The 17,248-nt window shown below is 60.9% G+C and carries 19 protein-coding genes; 10 read left to right on the plus strand and 9 right to left on the minus strand.

Annotated elements, in window-relative coordinates:
- Positions 1 to 101: 101 nt before the first annotated feature.
- Entirely contained in the window at positions 102 to 764 is a 663-nt protein-coding gene (locus tag GJ699_RS11510; RefSeq protein ID WP_154376247.1) for a GntR family transcriptional regulator, read from the plus strand.
- A 3-nt stretch (positions 765 to 767) separates the two neighbouring features.
- On the opposite strand, the gene GJ699_RS11515 is transcribed toward GJ699_RS11510, so the two are convergent.
- The 3 genes from GJ699_RS11515 to GJ699_RS11525 are packed head-to-tail and all read right to left on the minus strand — an operon-like array spanning position 768 to position 3,264.
- Entirely contained in the window at positions 768 to 1,343 is a 576-nt protein-coding gene (locus GJ699_RS11515; protein ID WP_154376248.1) for a cytochrome c, read from the minus strand.
- Positions 1,340 to 2,254, minus strand: coding sequence for a hypothetical protein (locus tag GJ699_RS11520; protein ID WP_154376250.1), 915 nt, complete (start codon positions 2,252 to 2,254; stop codon positions 1,340 to 1,342). Before GJ699_RS11520 ends, GJ699_RS11515 begins: the two co-directional genes overlap by 4 nt.
- A gap of 26 nt (positions 2,255 to 2,280) precedes the next feature.
- On the minus strand, positions 2,281 to 3,264 hold the full coding sequence (locus GJ699_RS11525; RefSeq protein WP_154376253.1) for a hypothetical protein: 984 nt from the start codon (positions 3,262 to 3,264) through the stop codon (positions 2,281 to 2,283).
- 160 nt (positions 3,265 to 3,424) lie between these two features.
- On the opposite strand from GJ699_RS11525, the gene GJ699_RS11530 reads away from it, so the two are divergent.
- From GJ699_RS11530 to GJ699_RS11550, 5 genes are all read left to right on the plus strand, one after another.
- Positions 3,425 to 3,868 carry a DUF6152 family protein gene (locus GJ699_RS11530; protein WP_154376255.1) on the plus strand — a complete coding sequence of 148 codons (444 nt, stop codon included), beginning with the start codon at positions 3,425 to 3,427 and terminating at the stop codon, positions 3,866 to 3,868.
- A gap of 132 nt (positions 3,869 to 4,000) precedes the next feature.
- Positions 4,001 to 6,628: a TonB-dependent receptor plug domain-containing protein gene (locus tag GJ699_RS11535; protein WP_195763522.1), complete on the plus strand. Its 2,628-nt coding sequence runs from the start codon at positions 4,001 to 4,003 to the stop codon at positions 6,626 to 6,628.
- 11 nt (positions 6,629 to 6,639) lie between these two features.
- Complete coding sequence (locus tag GJ699_RS11540; RefSeq protein ID WP_154376259.1) at positions 6,640 to 7,128, plus strand: hypothetical protein; 489 nt, start codon at positions 6,640 to 6,642, stop codon at positions 7,126 to 7,128.
- Positions 7,129 to 7,138: 10 nt separating this feature from the next.
- The gene (locus GJ699_RS11545; protein ID WP_154376261.1) at positions 7,139 to 7,609 is read left to right on the plus strand and encodes a DUF6644 family protein; all 471 of its coding nucleotides are present in this window, start codon (positions 7,139 to 7,141) and stop codon (positions 7,607 to 7,609) included.
- Between the two features lie 12 nt (positions 7,610 to 7,621).
- Positions 7,622 to 8,722, plus strand: a complete 1,101-nt coding sequence (locus tag GJ699_RS11550; RefSeq protein WP_154376263.1) for a dipeptidase — start codon at positions 7,622 to 7,624, stop codon at positions 8,720 to 8,722.
- On the opposite strand, the gene GJ699_RS11555 is transcribed toward GJ699_RS11550, so the two are convergent.
- On the minus strand, positions 8,723 to 9,169 hold the full coding sequence (locus GJ699_RS11555; protein ID WP_154376265.1) for an RrF2 family transcriptional regulator: 447 nt from the start codon (positions 9,167 to 9,169) through the stop codon (positions 8,723 to 8,725). It lies immediately after the preceding gene.
- 109 nt (positions 9,170 to 9,278) lie between these two features.
- On the opposite strand from GJ699_RS11555, the gene GJ699_RS11560 reads away from it, so the two are divergent.
- Positions 9,279 to 9,530, plus strand: a complete 252-nt coding sequence (locus GJ699_RS11560; RefSeq protein ID WP_154376267.1) for a hypothetical protein — start codon at positions 9,279 to 9,281, stop codon at positions 9,528 to 9,530.
- 1 nt (position 9,531) lies between these two features.
- Here GJ699_RS11560 and GJ699_RS11565 read toward each other — a convergent pair whose 3' ends face one another.
- Positions 9,532 to 10,716 carry a multidrug effflux MFS transporter gene (locus tag GJ699_RS11565; protein WP_154376269.1) on the minus strand — a complete coding sequence of 395 codons (1,185 nt, stop codon included), beginning with the start codon at positions 10,714 to 10,716 and terminating at the stop codon, positions 9,532 to 9,534.
- 149 nt (positions 10,717 to 10,865) lie between these two features.
- On the opposite strand from GJ699_RS11565, the gene epsC reads away from it, so the two are divergent.
- The 3 genes from epsC to GJ699_RS11580 all read left to right on the plus strand — a co-directional run bounded on the left by epsC (position 10,866) and on the right by GJ699_RS11580 (position 13,600).
- Positions 10,866 to 11,789 carry a serine O-acetyltransferase EpsC gene (gene epsC, locus GJ699_RS11570; protein ID WP_154376271.1) on the plus strand — a complete coding sequence of 308 codons (924 nt, stop codon included), beginning with the start codon at positions 10,866 to 10,868 and terminating at the stop codon, positions 11,787 to 11,789.
- A 49-nt stretch (positions 11,790 to 11,838) separates the two neighbouring features.
- On the plus strand, positions 11,839 to 12,720 hold the full coding sequence (locus GJ699_RS11575) for a phosphatase PAP2 family protein (RefSeq protein WP_154376273.1): 882 nt from the start codon (positions 11,839 to 11,841) through the stop codon (positions 12,718 to 12,720).
- Positions 12,721 to 13,303: 583 nt separating this feature from the next.
- Positions 13,304 to 13,600, plus strand: coding sequence for a hypothetical protein (locus GJ699_RS11580; RefSeq protein WP_154376274.1), 297 nt, complete (start codon positions 13,304 to 13,306; stop codon positions 13,598 to 13,600).
- 3 nt (positions 13,601 to 13,603) lie between these two features.
- Here the strand turns inward: GJ699_RS11580 and GJ699_RS11585 are convergent, their stop codons facing one another.
- From GJ699_RS11585 to GJ699_RS11600, 4 genes are read right to left on the minus strand one after another with little or no spacing between them, the layout of a single operon-like run.
- Entirely contained in the window at positions 13,604 to 14,938 is a 1,335-nt protein-coding gene (locus tag GJ699_RS11585) for an LLM class flavin-dependent oxidoreductase (RefSeq protein ID WP_154376276.1), read from the minus strand.
- Positions 14,935 to 15,750, minus strand: a complete 816-nt coding sequence (locus GJ699_RS11590; protein ID WP_154376278.1) for a MetQ/NlpA family ABC transporter substrate-binding protein — start codon at positions 15,748 to 15,750, stop codon at positions 14,935 to 14,937. Before GJ699_RS11590 ends, GJ699_RS11585 begins: the two co-directional genes overlap by 4 nt.
- Positions 15,751 to 15,763: 13 nt before the next feature.
- A complete protein-coding gene (locus tag GJ699_RS11595) occupies positions 15,764 to 16,456 on the minus strand; it encodes a methionine ABC transporter permease (RefSeq protein WP_154376280.1) in 693 nt (230 codons plus the stop codon).
- Complete coding sequence (locus GJ699_RS11600) at positions 16,449 to 17,246, minus strand: methionine ABC transporter ATP-binding protein (RefSeq protein ID WP_154376282.1); 798 nt, start codon at positions 17,244 to 17,246, stop codon at positions 16,449 to 16,451. Before GJ699_RS11600 ends, GJ699_RS11595 begins: the two co-directional genes overlap by 8 nt.
- Positions 17,247 to 17,248: the final 2 nt, after the last annotated feature.

Consider the following 17,248-nt stretch of genomic DNA (forward strand, 5'->3'; position numbering starts at 1 on the left):
TCGGGAAATATTATCGTTATCGCATTCGATATGCAATCAACTTGTTTGTGTATACAAGAATAGCGGTTGCGAATACATTGTCAAGCGTTATAATGAGCCTCATGACGACCCACTCCGCTACCCTCCGCGAACAGATCGAAGAATTGATCGCCGTCGGCGAGCTCAAGCCCGGCCAGCATCTGGACGAGACCGAACTGGCCACGCGCTTTGGGGTGTCGCGTACGCCGATACGGGAAACCTTGATACAGCTATCGTCAATGGGACTGGTGGTGATACGGCCGCGCCGTGGCGCCATCGTCGCCGAGCTGGGACCGCAGCAGTTGGTGGAGATGTTCGAGGTGATGTCGGAACTGGAAGCGACCTGCGGCCGTCTGGCAGCGCGCCGCATGACGCCGGAAGAGCAGAAGGCTTTATTGATGGCGCATCAGGCTTGCCAGGCCGCGCTGGAAGCGCAGGAGCCGGATGCCTATTACTACCAGAATGAGATTTTTCACGAGGCGATCTACGCCGGCAGCCACAATCAGTTTTTGATCGAGCAGACGCGCGCGCTGTATCGCCGGCTGCGTCCTTACCGCCGCCTGCAACTGCGGGTGCGTAATCGCCTGGCCAATTCGTATCACGAGCATGATGGCGTGGTTAAAGCCATCCTTGAAGGCGACGGTGAACTGGCCGCGCATCTGCTGCGCGAGCACGTGATGATCCAGGGCCAGCGCTTCTCCGACCTGATGGCGTCCCTGCCGCAGCTGCGGCAGGATGCGGCATAAGCGTTACGGCGACGGTGGTCTCGCCGGCGGACGCGGGACTTTTTCAGCCGGGTACCAGAACGTTTTGTGGCAAGCCTCGCACGCCTGATCCAGAGCGTCGCCCAATTCCAGCAGCGAAGCCACATCGCGCTTGTCACTGGCCGCGAGCAGCCGTTGCGACGCGGCGCGCAGGTTCAGGGCCAGCGCATTGAAGGCGGCGCGATTCGCATCAATCTGATGCTGCACCTCCGCCGAGCTGTAGACACCGGGACCGGCCGATTCAAACGGCGTTTGGCTCACTATCCGATCAGGTATCAGCAGCACATTACTGGCTTCCAGCAGACGCAATGCCGCGCGGCGTTGCGCCTCCCAGTCTTCATCGGTTTTAGGCGAGTACTCGACCACGCCCTTCGTGGTGGAGACGGTGCCGGTGGCATGCCAGATCACGTCCGCCTCCGGATCAATGATGTGGTTCATCGTATCCTGCAGCGTGATCTGTGCCGCGTACGGCGGCGCAGTCACCGGTGCGGGCTCCGCTTGCGGTTTGCAGGCCGCCAGCAGCGCGAACGCCGCCAGCCCTGTCATACGTCGAATGGTCATAAATCGTAAGCGTCCGGGCCAGGTGGGGTTTTAGGCAAGGGCGCGTTGTAGCCGAAACCACGGCCGCCGTCCGGCCCGATCACACCGGCGCCCGGTCCGATATGCTCGCGCTCCACATTGTTCTCATTGCAGGAGTATTCACCCACGCCGCGGCCATCGCCGCCGTAATTCCACTTGCGCGTGAACTTGAACGGCTCGCGGTAATACTTCAAGTCGATCACGGTTTCTTCCAGTTGCAGATGGTGATAATCCGGACGCGACCAGCGCTCGATCACTTTGGTCTGATCGCTGGTGGGGTTGCCGTTTTCATCCAGCCAGATTTTTTCGAACGAAGAATCGCGCAAGCCGGTGGTTTCAATCACCAGCGTATCGCCGTCCCAGTACGCCACATTGGTGCCGAAATAGGTCTTGGTAATCTGGTCCTTCGGCGGCAAGTCGCGCTTGGGGCCAACCGTCGCCGAACGGTGCGTGGTGTAGTGATAGAGCGTGCTGAAGCGATCGGTGGTCTGCAAGATCTCAAACGGCAGCCCGCTGCTATTGTGGCGCGGAATGCCGCCATTGATGCAGACCGCCTCCGGGTCCGGCGCATGGTTTTGCGAATAGATCATCGCGCGCTTGCCCTTTTCGCTCAGCGGCAAAATAAAGCCAGGCTGGTCCTTGCCATGATTCCCGCCAGGGACGCCTTTCTCACGCACCCCTTGCCAGAACCCGCTCAAGTCCGGCTTGCCATCCAACAGACGTGGCGTCGCCACCGGCGGGCCGTTGTAGATGAACGGCTTGAACATTTCGGTTTCCGCATCGCCGTTATCCGCTGCGGCCGGACGCGTGGCGGCGGGCCGGGTTTGCGCCAGCGCGTTGCCACCCAACGCGGCCAGCACGCTCAACAACAAGACACTCTTCGCCCACGTCATGCACTTGATCTCCGTATTCATACTGTTCACTTGGCCTCCGGCTTGGGTGGCAGATCCGATGGTTTCGGTTTGTTTTTGCGATACAGCCAGTAGCCGGTGCCGCGACCATCATCGTCCACCGCGCCCAACGGCCAATCCGGCACGATTTGTTTGTCCGGCCCGAAGTAACGATTGCCATCGACGCCGATCTTGCCTGGTCCGGGCTCAAGCTGCGTGGTGACCCAGTAGGTGTTCCATTCGCAGGAGAATTCCTTCAGCGTTTCGCCCTCGGGCGCCAGTACGAACTTGCGCGAATACTTGATTGGCTTGCTGTAGTACTTCGGATCGGTCAGGGTGAATTCCAGATTCAGGTGCTGATAATCCGGGCGCGTCCAACGCTCGACCAGCACCGCGTCGCTGCTGATGGGATTGGCATTGTCGTCCGCCCAAACCCTGCCATCGCTGCTGTCCTTGAACGCATGCGAACGAATCACCAGCGTATCGCCTTCCCAACTGCCGATGCCGTTGCCGGTATAACGCGGGTCGGGGTCCGCCGCCGGCTTGCGGCCGTCCAGCCATGCCAGGCGATGCCAGCCCAGTTGATGGAAGCTGGCGAAGCGCACGCCGTTGTGCTGAATTTCAAACGGCAGCACCGCAGTCAAAGTTCGCGGGATACCGGTGACGATGCAACGCGCTTCCGGATCGACGATTTTGGTATTGGCGGCCAATGCGGCCTTGCCAGCTGCTGTGTAGGGCAGCTGGAAATTCGGTAAATCCTTCGCCAGATTTCCGTCCGGCTTGTTGGCTTCATGCAGCAGCTTCCAATAACCGTTGAGAAGAGGTTTGCCTTTGGCATCACGCGGTGTGCTTGCTGGCTTGCCGGTGTATTCCGTGCCGAGCCAAATTTTTTCAGACTTGCTGGTGATGCTATCGGGCTTGGCTTCATCGCGGTATTGCGCATAGGCCGACAAGGCTGCCGCGGATAGAGCCAAGCCAACCGCCATATGCAGCGGATTGATTCGAAGAGGCATTGGGTTCTCTTGGGAAGGTGATTTATGGAAGGCGTAATTTGCCAGCAAGCTGAGTTGCCGTCCAATAAGCTTATTGCATATCCATATCATAAGTGCGCGTTTGGTCGGGGGCATATTTGCGGGTAAGCTGCACCCACTTAATTAGCGATTGGAGTTCACCTTGAAGAAAATTTTTCCCCGCGCGCTGCTGGTGCTGGCGGCTTTGTCCATTGGCCCGCTGGCATCCGCTCACCACTCATTTGCCGCGCTGTTCGATGCCAATAAGCCGATCCGCCTGAAAGGGACGCTCACCAAAATCGAGTGGACCAACCCGCACAGCTATTTCCATCTCGACGTGGTCGACAGCAAGGGTGTCACCAACAGTTGGGCGGTGGAGGGCGCGGGACCGGGCGCGCTGTCACGTCGCGGTTTCAAAAAAGGTGATGTGCAAATTGGCGACACGCTGATTGTGGACGGCTACCTGGTCAAGAAGGCCGGCGTGCGTTTGATTGATGGCCGTGTCGTGACCTTGCCGGATGGCCGCGTGATCAATGGCGGCACTGATGGCGATGGCGGCCCTGGTGACAGCAAGCCTGCCGATGCGCAGAAGCCCGCCGGTGCTTGAGTCAGTGTCTGATCACGATTGTAATTAGCTTACGCTGCCGGAGCGTATATCGGTGTGAGGTTTTATTCTTCGACAGTGATGTGTGCCGCATGGAAAATCGGGCTTTCGTTATTGACAATTGAAAGCACCGAGATGAGTTCAAAGCAAAGAGATCACCACAACGTACCTTTAACCGCGCTGGCTCTGGCGGTTTCCCTGGCTCTGGCCGCTCCCGCGCAAGCGGCGGAGCCGGGCGAGGAGGGGAATGTGGTGGTCGTCACCGGTTCGCGCGTCAGTGGACGTACCGTAGAGAATAGCGCTTCGCCCATCGATGTTCTGACGCAGGAAGATCTGGCCAACAGCGGCTCGGACAATCTGCTCGGCGCCCTGGTGGCGCTGGTGCCGTCCTTCAATCTGCCTGGGCAATCGCCACAGCCCGACCTGGGCAGCATTGTGCTCGGCGTGCAGCAGCGCAATCTGTCGCCAGCCTACACGCTGGTACTGATCAACGGCAAGCGCCGCAACACCACCGCCGTGGTCAGCGAGAACGGCTTTGCCGGCTCGGCCGCCGTGGACCTGGGATTGATACCCACCAGCGCGGTCGATCACGTCGAAGTCCTGCGTGATGGCGCATCGGCCCTGTACGGCTCGTCGGCGATTGCCGGCACCGTCAACGTGATTTTGAAACACAACGCGCAAAGTGGCGGCGTCAGCGTCAAAGGCGGCTCCACCTTCAAGGGCGGCGGCGAGAACGGCAGCATTGCCGTTGACAAGGGCGTGGCACTGGGCGACAGCGGCTTCGTCAGCCTGTTCGCGCAACTGAGCAAACAGAAGCCGGCGATCCGCAGCTCACCCTTGAATCCGAACTATTTGTATTACCCTGCGGTGAAGGCCGACGGCACGCTGTCCACCACGCTTGGCGCCAACAACTCGCTGCCTGCCGGGACCACGCCGAATCCCAAGGAAGCGTCGCGCGACAGTGCGCCGTGGAAGAACAGCGGGCAAAAACTGGACGTCAGAAACGCCAGCGCGGGTTTCAATGGTGAGTATGATCTGAGCCGCGAGCTGACTGTGTACAGCTTCGGCACCTATGCCGACCGGCGCACTTATTCGGCGCAGAATTTCCGTAGCCCGTATTCCATCTATAGCAGCACGCTGGCCCGCACCAACGGCTGGTACGCGTTCTATCCCGACGGCTTCACGCCCAAGGAATCCACCTCTGATCATGAAGCGCAATTGGTCGCCGGTCTGCGTGGCGTCCTGGGCGGCTGGAATTGGGACTTGAGCACCAACTACGGCAAGGACAAGGTCGATGTCTACACGGTGGACTCCGCCAACTACGCGCTGCCCGCATCGGCCGGGCAAACCGATTTCTACATCGGCCAGAACGCTTATTCGCTCTGGTCGAACACGCTGGATTTGACCCGCAGTGTGGACACTGGCTGGACCGCCAAACCGCTGAATTTGTCCGCCGGTGTTGAATATAGTCAGGAACATAGCCAACTCAAACCCGGCGAGCCCAACGCCTATCTCGGCGTGATCCCTGGCGACGGCGGCAGCGGCAGCGGCGGCGCGCAATCGCTGCCCGGCTATCTGCCGCGTGATGCGTCCGACACCAAGCGCCATAGCTATTCCGCCTATGTCGGCGCGGGCGCCAATATCACCAAAGAATGGTTCCTCGACGGCGGCCTGCGCGGCGAGCATTACTCGGACTTCGGCAGCAGCGGAGCGATCGGCAAGCTGTCGACGCGCTACGACTTCAGCCCGGCGTTCGCCATTCGCGGCACGGCCAGCAATGGCTTCCACGCGCCAGCGCTGCAGACCGTTTCGTTCAGCAATACCTCCGGACGTCCTAACGGCCTGATCTCGTCGCTGGTCAGGCCGGACTCGGCGGCAGGCATCGCTCTGGGCGCGGTGCCGCTGGCACCGGAAAAGGCAACTGGTTTCACACTGGGCATCACCGGCGACATCTCGCCCCAGTTCAACTACGCGGTCGACTTTTATCAGACTGAAGTGAAGCATACCCTCGGCACCTCGGCGTCGGTCGGCCTGGATCACACCAACGCCGATGGCCAAATCCGCGATGCCTCCGGCGCGGTGCTGACCCCGGCGCAGCTGGCGATTTTGCAAAGCTACTTTACTGCCGCCGGGCTGGCGATTCCGCAGCAAGGCAATGGCCTGACGGCGCATTACTTCACCGATGTCGGCGACGTCCGCAGTCGCGGCCTGGACCTGACCATCGACGGCAAGCACCGGCTGGGCGATGGCGTGTTGAAGTGGAACTTCGCCGCGAACTTCAACACCAGCGCCTTCACACGCATTTCCGGCATTCCAGCGAAGCTGCAGGGACTGCCGAACATCACCACCTTGTCGCTCACCAATCAACAGAGCACGCTGTATCTCGCGCCACGGGACAAGCAAATCTTCAACCTGAATTACAAAAGCGGTGCCTTCTTCGTCAATGTGGTTGAAACCCGCATAGGCAAACTGCGCCGCTTCTGGACCAACGCCGACAACGCCGCCTTGGGCCTGCCCACCACCGGAGAATGGAACGCCGGCAAGCTCTGGACCACTGACTTGACGCTGGGCTGGAACCTGGGACACGGCTTCGACGCCAAAGTCTCCGCCTTCAATCTGTTCAACGAACGCGCGCGACGCGTGCCGGACATCTCGCGCACCAACGCGTCCAAGGCCCAGTATCTGTATGCCTTCGACATCAGCGGACCGCTGGGCGCCGACCTTGGCACGCAGTATGCCGCAACCCTGAATTACAAGTTCTAAGGAGGGACGTAATGCCTGTTGGTGTGTTTTTTGAAGAACTGGCCGCGCTGCCGCTCAGCCAGATCATTGGTGAATCGCTCAATCTGTTTAACGCGCTGGATGTGATACACGTGGTTGGCGTGCTGCTGCTGGCGGGCAGCATCGCCGTGGTGGATTTGCGCTTGCTCGGCTTCGCGTTTCCCGAGGTCGGGCTTGATACGCTGCAAAAGCAAGTCTTGCCGATCACCGTAGTCGGTGCCTTGCTCACCATCCCCAGTGGTATTGGCCTGTTTTTGCCGCAGGCGGGCAGGATATGGGAAAACCCGGTGCTGCAAGCCAAGGCGGGGCTGCTGATCCTGGCCGCGCTGAACATCGGCTATTGGCACTACAACTTCTCGCGCCATGCGCAATGGAGCAGTGCGCCGGCGCTGCCCTGGCAAGCCAGATTCGCCGGGGCTTCCTCGCTGCTGTTATGGACAGGGACGCTGATCGCGGGCCGTCTGATCGCGTTTTATATCTGAGGAGCCCACGATGTCTGTTCATACTCATCCAGCGCTCATCGAATGGCTGGCGCACACCTCGGTCGCCCATGCTTTCAACGAAGCCGATCCCTGGATCTTCGCCGCCGTCATGAGCATCCACTTGCTCAGTCTCGCGCTGGCATTCGGCACCTCGCTGGTGCTGGATTTGCGCCTGGTCGGCATCGGTCTGCGCGCCAGTTCGGCGGCGAATATCGCAAAAAACCTGCAGCCGTATTTGCTGACCGGATTGAGCGTCGGCTTGCTCAGTGGCTTGTGGCTGTTCACTGCCGATGTATTGAAGTTTTGGGCGAACCCGGTATTCAAAACGAAACTGGTGCTGCTGATCTTCATTACGCTGGCTCAGACATGGCTGCTGTACGGCGCAAAGAATAACGCCGCGCCGGTACGGACGGTTGCCGCGCTCACGGTACTGACATGGTTCGCAACCATTATCGCGGGCCGCCTGATAGGCTTAATTTAAGGAGTTCACTGAATGAACAAAATACTGTACGGCCTGATAGCAGGCCTGCTGCTGGGCGCCGTAAATGCCGGCGCGGCGGATGGCACGCTGGAGGAGCAAGCCCGCCAAATCCACCAGCGTATCATCGCGATTGACAGCCATGTCGACCTGCCGTTCGATTACCCGGGCGCTGCGGCGGATGGCAACACACAGATCGACCTGCCCAAGGTGGCACGCGGCCAGTTGAAGGGCGCGGCGCTGGCGGTATTCGTGCCACAAGGTCCGAGGACTGCGGAGGGCTACGCCAAAGCGCAGCAGGACGCCGACAAGAAATACCAACTGATCAAGGCATTCGCCGAAGATAATCCGGACAAGGCGGCGCTGGCGTACACGCCGGCGGATGTGCAGCGGATTGCGGGACAAGGAAAGTTTGCGGTGTTGATCAGCGTCTTGAACGCCTATCCGCTCGGCGCCGACCTGGGCCAGCTCGACGTGTGGTACCAGCGTGGCGTGCGGGTGCTGGGCTACACCCATGCCGGCAACAATGCCTGGTCGGATTCATCCCGTCCGAGCAAGACCCTCAACGATAGGCCGGACGAAAACGGTGGTCTGTCGGATCTCGGCAAGCAAGGCGTGGCCCGCCTGAATCAGCTGGGCATCCTGATCGATGTCTCGCAGCTGACCACGCCGGCACTCAAGCAGGTGCTGAGTCTGACCAAGGCACCGGTGGTGGCGACCCACTCAGGTCTCAAAGCGATCGTCGATGCGCCCCGTAATCTCAGCGACGAGGAGCTGGATCTGATCAAGCAGAATGGTGGTGTGGTGCAGGTGGTCGCCTTCAGCAATTACCTGCGCAAGGCGCCGGAGGGCGTTAAAGCTGCGCCGGCGACCGTAGCGCAACTGGTGGATGCGATTGCTTATGCCACCAAGCGTATCGGCGTCGACCACGTCGGCATCGCGTCGGACTTCAATCACGGCGGCGGCGTGGAGGGCTGGCAAAACGAAGGTGAAGCGCAAAACGTCACCGTCGAACTGCTGCGGCGCGGATACTCCGAGCGCGACATCGCAAAACTATGGGGCGGAAATTTCCTGCGCGTGCTGGGCGAGGCGCAACAGCGGGCCGCAACCCGTTAGCTAGACAGCTTTGCGTACGATGCGAACCGGCTTGGTCGCCGGTTCGGCGGTTGGCAGCATATCTTCCAGCGTCTGCTGGTCCAGCACATTCAGGAAGGCTTGGGTGGCCGCGTTCAGCGTGTATTTCAGCTTGCAGTCGCCGGTCAGCGGGCAGGTATCGTGCTCGCGGTCGAAGCATTCGGCCATGAAGAAATCGGTCTCGGTGGTGCGCACCAGCGCGCCGATGTTGATGTCTTTCGGCTCCTTGGCCAGGCGCAGGCCACCATTACGGCCGCGCACCGTCTCCACCAGTCCGGACAGGCCTAGCTGATACACCACCTTCATCAGATGGTTTTTTGATATCACATGCAGATCGGCGATGTCCTGGATGGTAACCAGTCGATCCCGATTGGCCGCCAGGTAGAGCAGCGTGCGCAGCGAATAATCGGTAAAAGAGGTGAGGCGCATTCGGGTAATTCAAATAGTTGAATGCACCATTTTACATGTTCGGGGTGATCTTGCGCACGGACGCCACCGTCGCCAGGCCGCACACTGGCCTCACACAGAGGGAGGCCGTATGGATGACGAAGATGCACGCCGCCGCTTCATCGGCGAATTGTGGCAGCGTTTCGAGCAGTTGCAGGCGTGGGCGGTGGAAAACTGGCCGGACCGGGAAAACCCGCTAAGCAGCGCGGATTTTGTGGAGTCGCGCAAGGAGATCCTCGGCTTGCGCAACCCCTCGCAGGCGCCGTCGCGACCGGCCGGCGAACCGGAACCCGAGCAGGGCGGGGCGCAGTATGTCGACCTGAATCCCGCGCCCTGGCCCTGAATCAGTCGTGGATGACCGGCTTGCCGATCTGCGCCAGCACCCAGGCCGCCAGACTGACCAACAGGCTGGCCAGCACGCCCCAGGCCAGATTCAGCGCGCTGTCGAACAGCAGCGGCGCCACCAGGCCAGACACCAGCGCAAACAGCAGCATCTGGATAAATGACTGCATCGACGACGCCAGCCCGCTGTTATTCGGGAAGTACTCCAGCGCGATCAGCGTGGCAGGCGTCATCGCCAGCGCGAGGCCGAACGAGTAGATAAACAGCGGCATCACCGCCCACGGCACCGCCGCCACAAACACGCTGTTGTAGGCGACGTTGATAATGCCAGCGGTGATCATCACCACAAACCCAAGCCACACCTGCTGCTTGCGCGAGTAGCGGTGCGCGACTTTGCCCGACAGCGCGGAGCCGATCACCATACCGCTGATCAGCGGCACGAACATCCACGCAAACGCGGTTTCCGGCAGGTGCAGAATGTTCATCACGAAGTAGGCGGCGGAGCCGATGTACAGCGCCACGCCGGCGAAGCTCATGCCCACCGCCACCGCCAGCAGCAGGAAGTGGTGGTGGCACAGCACCTTCCAGTAATTTTTGGCGATCACGCCCAGATGGAAGGGATGGCGGTCCTTGACCGGCAGGCTTTCCGGCAGCGCGCGGTATACCGACAGCAGCATCAGAATGCCGAAGGCGCTGAGGAACCAGAAAATCGAACGCCAGCCGAAGCTGACTTGCAGCCAGCCACCCAACACCGGCGCGATCGCCGGCGCCAGACCGAATACCATCATGATATGCGACAGGATCTTCTGCGCCGCAGCGCCGGAAAAGCGGTCCTGCACAATCGCGCGACCCACCACCGAACCGGCGCCGGCGGCCAGACCCTGCACAATGCGGCAGCCCAGCAGCACGCCGATGGACGGCGCCAGCGCCGCCACTACCGAAGCCACGATATACGCCACCAGCGAGATAATAATGACCGGGCGGCGGCCGAAGGAATCCGACAGCGTCCCGTAGAACAGCATCATGAAAGCGAAGCAGAACAGGAACATGGACAGCGTCTGCTGCACCACCATCGGGCTGGCGTCGAAGGCGTGGGTGATGGCCGGGAAGGACGGCAGATAGGTATCGATGGCCAGCGGACCGACCATGGAAAGGCCGGCCAACAGCAGCGTCAGCAAAATATTCATGAATAGCGTATTGTTCGTTGGACCCGGCATTTTACGCGATATACGCTTGTCGCATAAGAAACGCTACAATTCTTCGTTGGGCCGTGCGGGCGCCAGGTTTATGCTTTACAGTGGGCTGTCACGCCCGCGTTTTTCGAATTCGAGACATTATGACTAGAGATACCTTTGACGCCACCACCGTCAAGCCATCGCACTGGAATCTGTCCAGCGTGATCGAACAGCTGCGCGTATCGCGCGAGGCCACCCACAATATCCGTCACCACGGGCGGGTGCGTGAACTGCCATCGCGCGAGGCGCTGACCACCATCGTCAACGGCTTGCAGGCGGTGTTGTTCCCGACCCATTACGGCCGGCCCAACCTGACCGACGAAAGCATCGACTTCTTCGTCGGCGACACCCTCAACACCACCTTGAATCGGCTGGCCGAACAGGTGCGGCGCGGCCTTCAGTTCTCGGCCGAGGAGGCGATTCCGGACGAGGAAGCGCTGACACGGCAAGCGCACGACATCACGCGCCAGTTCGCGGCTGGCCTGCCGCAGATTCGCGCGCTGCTGGTGTCCGACGTGCAGGCGGCGTTTTCCGGCGACCCGGCGGCGACCTCGGTGGCCGAGATCATGCTGTGCTATCCGGGCACTATCGCCATCCTGTACTACCGGCTGGCGCACAGCCTGCACTCGTTAGGCTCGCCGTTCCTGGCGCGTCTGATATCCGACATCGCCCATTCGCTGACCGGGATCGACATCCACCCGGCGGCGCAGATCGGCGCCAGCTTCTTCATCGATCACGGCACCGGCGTGGTAATCGGCGAGACCGCCATCATCGGCCAGCGCGTGCGGCTGTACCAGCACGTCACGCTGGGCGCCAAACGCTTCCCAGCCGACGAGCAGGGCGTCTTGATCAAAGGCGTACCGCGTCACCCCATCGTCGAAGACGACGTGGTGATCTATGCCGGCGCCACGATCCTGGGCCGCATCACCATCGGCGCCGGCTCCACCATCGGCGGTAACGTGTGGCTGACCCAGGGCGTCCCGCCGGGCAGCAACGTCGCCCAGGCGCAGATGCGCAACGACTGAAGCAACGCCCGTGGAGCGCGCGACTTTTCCAGAGCCGGACTATCGAGGATTGAAAGCGCTGGCCGTGGTGTCGACGCTCTACCTCGTCATCATGCTGGCATGGGGGCATCAGGCGCATTGGGGACTGCACGCTCCCGAGCGCGCGGCGGTGTTGCTGGCGGTGGTGCTGTCGTTCCTGACACCGCTGGTGTTCCCGCGCTGTTGGCGTAGCCATCGCGTGCGCAGCATGCTGTTCACCTACGTGATGCTGATCGTGTTCAGTAATTTTTCCGCCGCGCTGGGCTACTTCCTGGTGACCACCGATGCTCCGCTGGTGGACGCCACGCTGGCGCGCTGGGACCTGATGCTAGGCTTCGACTGGGTGGCCTTTTGCGGCTGGATCCAGCAGCATGCGTGGGCCGACCTGTGGCTGAAGTACGCCTACAAAAGCTTCATCATCCAGTTTCCGCTGATGGTGGTGTACCTGTCGCTGACGCGGCGCTTCACGCAGTTGTCCGATTTTTGCGGTGGCATGGTGGTCAGCATGATCATCACGCATGTCAGCAGTTGGTTCTATCCGGCGGCGGGTGCGGGCAAGTACAACGCCGCGCAGCTGGCGGTCGACATGTCCGCCCTCAGCGACTTCGAGCCTTTGCGCTCCGGCGCGCTGCGCCACATCGACCCGACCGCCTTGCAAGGCTTGATCTCGATCCCGTCCTACCACACCGTGCTGGCGGTGCTATTCACCTGCGCGTTCCGGCACACCCGCATCTTCTGGCCGATCCTGATCGCCAACATCAGCATGATCCTCGCCACGCCCAAATTCGGCGGCCACTACGTCATGGACGTGCTGACCGGCTTCCTGACCGTGGTGGTGTCGATCTACCTGTGGCAACGCATCACCCGCCCCAATCCGGGGTCAATCCTCCCAATCGCACACGAGCTCAAGTAGAAAGCGGTGTATCCTCTGGCAGGACGTTCGTTCAGGAGGACAGCTTATGTATTCTCGTGTTGATAAAAGAGCGGAGCACGCCCAACGCGCCATGCAGGCACCTGGGCAGGGCAAGTTTATCGTGGACAATCGCCAGCGCGCGCTGGTGCAGCGGCGACAAAATTCCCGCCGATCAGGAGTTGCCAACCTCCGGTGAGCCGCAAGTCAAGAACATGTGGCGTGTGGATGGCAAGTATCATGTGGACTTGCTTGGATCGGTATCTGTGCCGCGTCGGTCGATCCGCGACAAGCAGATTAGTCCAGCCTATAACTCAGAACGCCGCGATGGCAAACTATGGGATGGAGATAAGTTCGATACCGTTACGATGAGCACTGACGGAAAGGTGCTTGACCAATATCGGGTGGATGAGTCGCAACTGTCCGGCAAGAACATGCCCGATACGACGACCCGAAAAATCAGCCAGGCACCTGGTTATAACAAGGGAAACGGCGAGGTTCGAGAAACCGAGCTATTCGACTATCCCAAGGGCGGCAAACCCTGTATCGCCACTTTTCACACCACGGTCTACGCGGATGGGGATTCATGGCGAACAAACAGTCGTGGGGCTCTCCCGAGGCTATCGAGGAAACGGAAGGTCTACTGAGGTCCAATAAAAGCAGGCAAAAAGGCATTGCAAACCTGCAGAAGATAGCCAAAACGCTTCGCTGGGCGATCCGTTGCATCGATCATCAGGCCGAGGACAAAGAGGTGCGGCGCAAATTCCTTAGACCGCACCTGGAGACTCTGGAGACTGTCGTTGGACTGTTCCGCAAGTACGCTCTGACAAAAGATCCTTTGATGGAGGATCTGCTTGAAATTCAGCGCAAGGTGTTTGTGTAAGAGCTAGTTCGTGCTACGCCGTTTTCTCGCAAATAGCTTCTCGCGCAGCGTGCCGGCGGCGTATTCGCGCGGATAGCGGCCGCGCCGCTGCAGTTCGGGCACGATCAGGTCGACCACGTCGCGCATGGTTTCGTGGGCGAGGGCGTAGGCCAGATTGAAGCCATCGATGCCGGTTTGGTCTTGCCAGTGTTCCAGCTGGTCTGCCACCTGGCTCGGATCACCCACCAGCACTGGACCGCGTCCACCCAAGCCGATGAATTGCGCCGCCTCGCGCACGGTCCAGCGGCGCTCGGGATCTGCGGCGCTGAAGGAGGCGAGGGCGGTGCGGCCGGCGTCGGAGTCGATGTATTCGATGGTGGCGTCGAGCGGGAAGCGGCTGAAGTCAACGCCGGTCCAGCCGGACAACAGGGCCAGCGCGGCTTCGATATCGATGTACTGTTTGAAGTCCTCGTATTTGGCGCGCGCCTCGACTTCGGTCGGTGCTGTGATGATCAGCGCCTGGGCGTAGATTTTGAGATCGTCTCCATCGCGGCCGGCCTCGCGCACGGCGGCGCGCAACGTGTCGGCATATTTTTTCACGACCTTGATGCTTGGGCCGCTGACGAAGGTGCACTCGGCATGCTGCGCCGCGAACTTCACACCGCGCGGCGAGGTGCCGGCCTGATACAGCAGCGGCGTGCGCTGCGGCGACGGTTCGCACAGATGGAAGCCGGGCACCTTGTAGTATTTGCCTTCGTGCCGGATCGGATGAATGCGCGACGGCTCGGCATACACGCCGCGCTGTTTGTCGTTGACTATCGCGTCGTTATCCCAGCTTTGTTCCCACAGCTTGTACACCACGTCCATGTATTCGTCGGCCAGGTCGTAGCGTTCGTCGTGACTGAGCTGCTGGTCCAGCCCCAGATTGCGCGCGGCCGAATCCAGATAGCCGGTGACGATGTTCCAACCGATGCGTCCACGCGTCAGGTGGTCCAGCGTCGACATGCGGCGCGCGAAGGTGTAAGGATGTTCGTAGGTCAGCGCGCTGGTGACGCCGAAGCCGAGATGCTTGGTGGCCTGCGCCATCAGCGGCACCAGCGCCAGCGGATCGTTCAGTGGCGCTTGCACGGCGTGCCGCAGCGCGGCGTCGGCGCTACCCTGATAGACATCGTAGGCGCCCAGCACGTCGGCCAGGAAGATGGCGTCGAAGCGGCCGCGCTCCAGCAGTTGCGCCAGCTCTACCCAGTGGTCTGGATCGGTGTAGCGATGACTGCTGTCGCGCGGGTGAGTCCACAGTCCGGGCGACTGGTGACTCACTGTGTTCATGTAAAAGGCGTTGAAGCGGATTTGCCTGGTCATTGCTTTTCTAGCGCGAGCTGGTAGTCCGTCTTGGCGTAATCGGCGAAGTATTTGTTGGTCACAGCAAGGAATTCGCGCGAGCGGTAAGCGGCGGCGAGGTCTTTGGCGAACTGCTTGTCTTTGTCTGCGGTGCGTATCGCTACCAGGTTGATGTAGTTGGGCGAGATCTTCTCGGTGATCAGCGCTTCTTTCAGCTTCAGGCCCGAGGCCAGCGCGTAGTTACTGTTGACGAAGGCGTAGTCGGCGTCCTGCAGGGAGCGTGGCAACTGCGCGGCTTCCAGCGGCAACAGCTTGATCTTCTTCAGATTGACAGCGATGTCCTTTTCGGATGCCTTGATCGGGTCCGTGTTCGGCTTCAGCTTGATCCAAGCCAGTTGGTCCAGCAGCACCAGCGCGCGCGCCTGGTTGGTCGGATCGTTCGGCAGGGCGACGGTGGTGCCTTCCTTGACGTCGTTCAGCGTTTTGTGTTTTTTGCTGTAGATGGCGATTGGCGCGGTGGGGATCTTCACCAGCTCGGACAGCGCCAGCTTGTGGTCGGCCGAGAACTTGGTCAGGTAGACGATGTGCTGGAACACGTTAGCATCCAGCGAACCTTCGGCCAGCGCGAAGTTGGGCTGGATGTAATCGTTGAATTCCACCAGCTTGATTTTGTAGCCCTGTTTTTCGAGGATAGGTTTGATGCCCAGTTTGACTTGGTCGGCATATGGGCCGGAGCTGGTGCCGATCACCAGTTCTTTCGGATCTTTGGCCTGGGCGCTGAAGCTGATGACGGCGGCCAGCGTGGCTACCAGCAGGGTGCGGCGGGTGTTCATGTGTGTTCCTTGTTTAGCGTTTGTCGATGCGTTTGGCAATGCGGTTGCCGGTGAACTGGATGGCTTGCACCATCACGATCAGGACGGCCACGGTGGCGATCATGATGTCGGTCTCGAAGCGGTAGTAGCCATAGCGGATGGCGAGGTCGCCGATGCCGCCGCCGCCCACCACGCCGGCCACGGCGGAGTAAGACAGGAAGCTGATGGCCAGCACGGTCAGCGCCAGCACCAGGCCGGAGCGGGCTTCCACCAGCAGCACGTGCAGGATGATCTGCAGTTCGGAGGCGCCCATGGCGTGGGCGGCTTCGATCACGCCGCGTGGCACTTCGCGCAGGTTCTGTTCGACCAGTCGCGCGAAGTAGGGGATGGCGGCGAATGACAGCGGCACGGCGGCGGCCAGCGGCCCGATCGAGGTGCCGGCGATGACGCGCGTGAACGGCACCAGCGCCACCAGCAGGATGATGAAGGGGAACGAGCGCACCGTGTTCACCAGCCAGCCCAGTACCAGCGCGGCGGGGCGGTTCTGCAGCGATTGGCCGTCGGCCACCAGGAACAGCAGGATGCCGAGCGGGCCGCCGATGAAGATGGCGGCGGACAGGCCGATCCCCAGCATCAGCAAGGTCTGGCCAAGCGCGTCCCACATTTCGGGCAGCATGGCGATGATGGCGTTGGCCGAAACGCCCAGCGAGGATAAGAGTTCAGACATGGGCGGTTTCCGTGAGTGGGGCGATGGCGTTCAGCGTATTGGCCGCGACAGCGGCGGCGAGTTCGCGGCCAAGCGCGGTGTGGCGTGGCGCGGTCAGGCTGGTGGCGTCGTCGAGGGCGAATTGTTCGGCGATGGCGCCGTTTTCTATCACGGCCACGCGGTTGCAGATCTCGCCGATCACATCCAGTTCATGGCTGACGATGACGATGGTGACCTCCAGCCGCTGGTTGATGTCCTTCAGCGTCGCCAGCAGCGCGCGCGTGGTCTCGGAGTCGAGCGCGGATGTCGGCTCATCGCACAGCAGAACGGCCGGCTTGCTGGCCAAAGCGCGGGCGATGGCCACGCGCTGTTTTTGTCCACCAGACAGGCGCGATGGATAGCTGTCGGCCTTGTCGGCAATGCCCACCAGTTCAAGACAATCGGCCACCCGTTCAGTAATCTGCTGTTTGGTGTAGCCGCCATGGATGCGCAGCGGGAAGGCGACATTGTCGAACACAGAGGCATTCTGCAGCAGATTAAACTGCTGGAAGATCATGCCGATATTGGCGCGCGCGTCGCGCAGGTCACGTTTGGACAGCGAGGTCAGTTCACGGCCGTCGACGTTGATCGCGCCTTCGTCCGGGCGCTCCAGCAGATTAATCAGGCGCAGCAAGGTGGACTTGCCGGCGCCGCTCTTGCCGATCAGGCCAAAAATATCGCCCTGGGCCACGTCCAGCGATACGTCGCGCACCGCGTGGAAGTCACCAAAGGATTTGCTCGCATGCTCGATGCGAATCAAGGGAGTAGTCATCA

Source organism: Duganella guangzhouensis (genome assembly GCF_009674535.1).
Classification (GTDB): domain Bacteria; phylum Pseudomonadota; class Gammaproteobacteria; order Burkholderiales; family Burkholderiaceae_D; genus Rugamonas; species Rugamonas guangzhouensis.

Coding starts and splice junctions, on each gene's coding strand:
- GJ699_RS11510 (WP_154376247.1), top strand. CDS start 102: ATGACGACCCACTCCGCTACCCTCCGCGAACAGATCGAAGAATTGATC.
- GJ699_RS11515 (WP_154376248.1), bottom strand. CDS start 1,343: ATGACCATTCGACGTATGACAGGGCTGGCGGCGTTCGCGCTGCTGGCG.
- GJ699_RS11520 (WP_154376250.1), bottom strand. CDS start 2,254: ATGACGTGGGCGAAGAGTGTCTTGTTGTTGAGCGTGCTGGCCGCGTTG.
- GJ699_RS11525 (WP_154376253.1), bottom strand. CDS start 3,264: ATGCCTCTTCGAATCAATCCGCTGCATATGGCGGTTGGCTTGGCTCTA.
- GJ699_RS11535 (WP_195763522.1), top strand. CDS start 4,001: ATGAGTTCAAAGCAAAGAGATCACCACAACGTACCTTTAACCGCGCTG.
- GJ699_RS11540 (WP_154376259.1), top strand. CDS start 6,640: ATGCCTGTTGGTGTGTTTTTTGAAGAACTGGCCGCGCTGCCGCTCAGC.
- GJ699_RS11545 (WP_154376261.1), top strand. CDS start 7,139: ATGTCTGTTCATACTCATCCAGCGCTCATCGAATGGCTGGCGCACACC.
- GJ699_RS11550 (WP_154376263.1), top strand. CDS start 7,622: ATGAACAAAATACTGTACGGCCTGATAGCAGGCCTGCTGCTGGGCGCC.
- GJ699_RS11555 (WP_154376265.1), bottom strand. CDS start 9,169: ATGCGCCTCACCTCTTTTACCGATTATTCGCTGCGCACGCTGCTCTAC.
- GJ699_RS11560 (WP_154376267.1), top strand. CDS start 9,279: ATGGATGACGAAGATGCACGCCGCCGCTTCATCGGCGAATTGTGGCAG.
- GJ699_RS11565 (WP_154376269.1), bottom strand. CDS start 10,716: ATGAATATTTTGCTGACGCTGCTGTTGGCCGGCCTTTCCATGGTCGGT.
- epsC (WP_154376271.1), top strand. CDS start 10,866: ATGACTAGAGATACCTTTGACGCCACCACCGTCAAGCCATCGCACTGG.
- GJ699_RS11580 (WP_154376274.1), top strand. CDS start 13,304: ATGGCGAACAAACAGTCGTGGGGCTCTCCCGAGGCTATCGAGGAAACG.
- GJ699_RS11585 (WP_154376276.1), bottom strand. CDS start 14,938: ATGACCAGGCAAATCCGCTTCAACGCCTTTTACATGAACACAGTGAGT.
- GJ699_RS11590 (WP_154376278.1), bottom strand. CDS start 15,750: ATGAACACCCGCCGCACCCTGCTGGTAGCCACGCTGGCCGCCGTCATC.
- GJ699_RS11595 (WP_154376280.1), bottom strand. CDS start 16,456: ATGTCTGAACTCTTATCCTCGCTGGGCGTTTCGGCCAACGCCATCATC.
- GJ699_RS11600 (WP_154376282.1), bottom strand. CDS start 17,246: ATGACTACTCCCTTGATTCGCATCGAGCATGCGAGCAAATCCTTTGGT.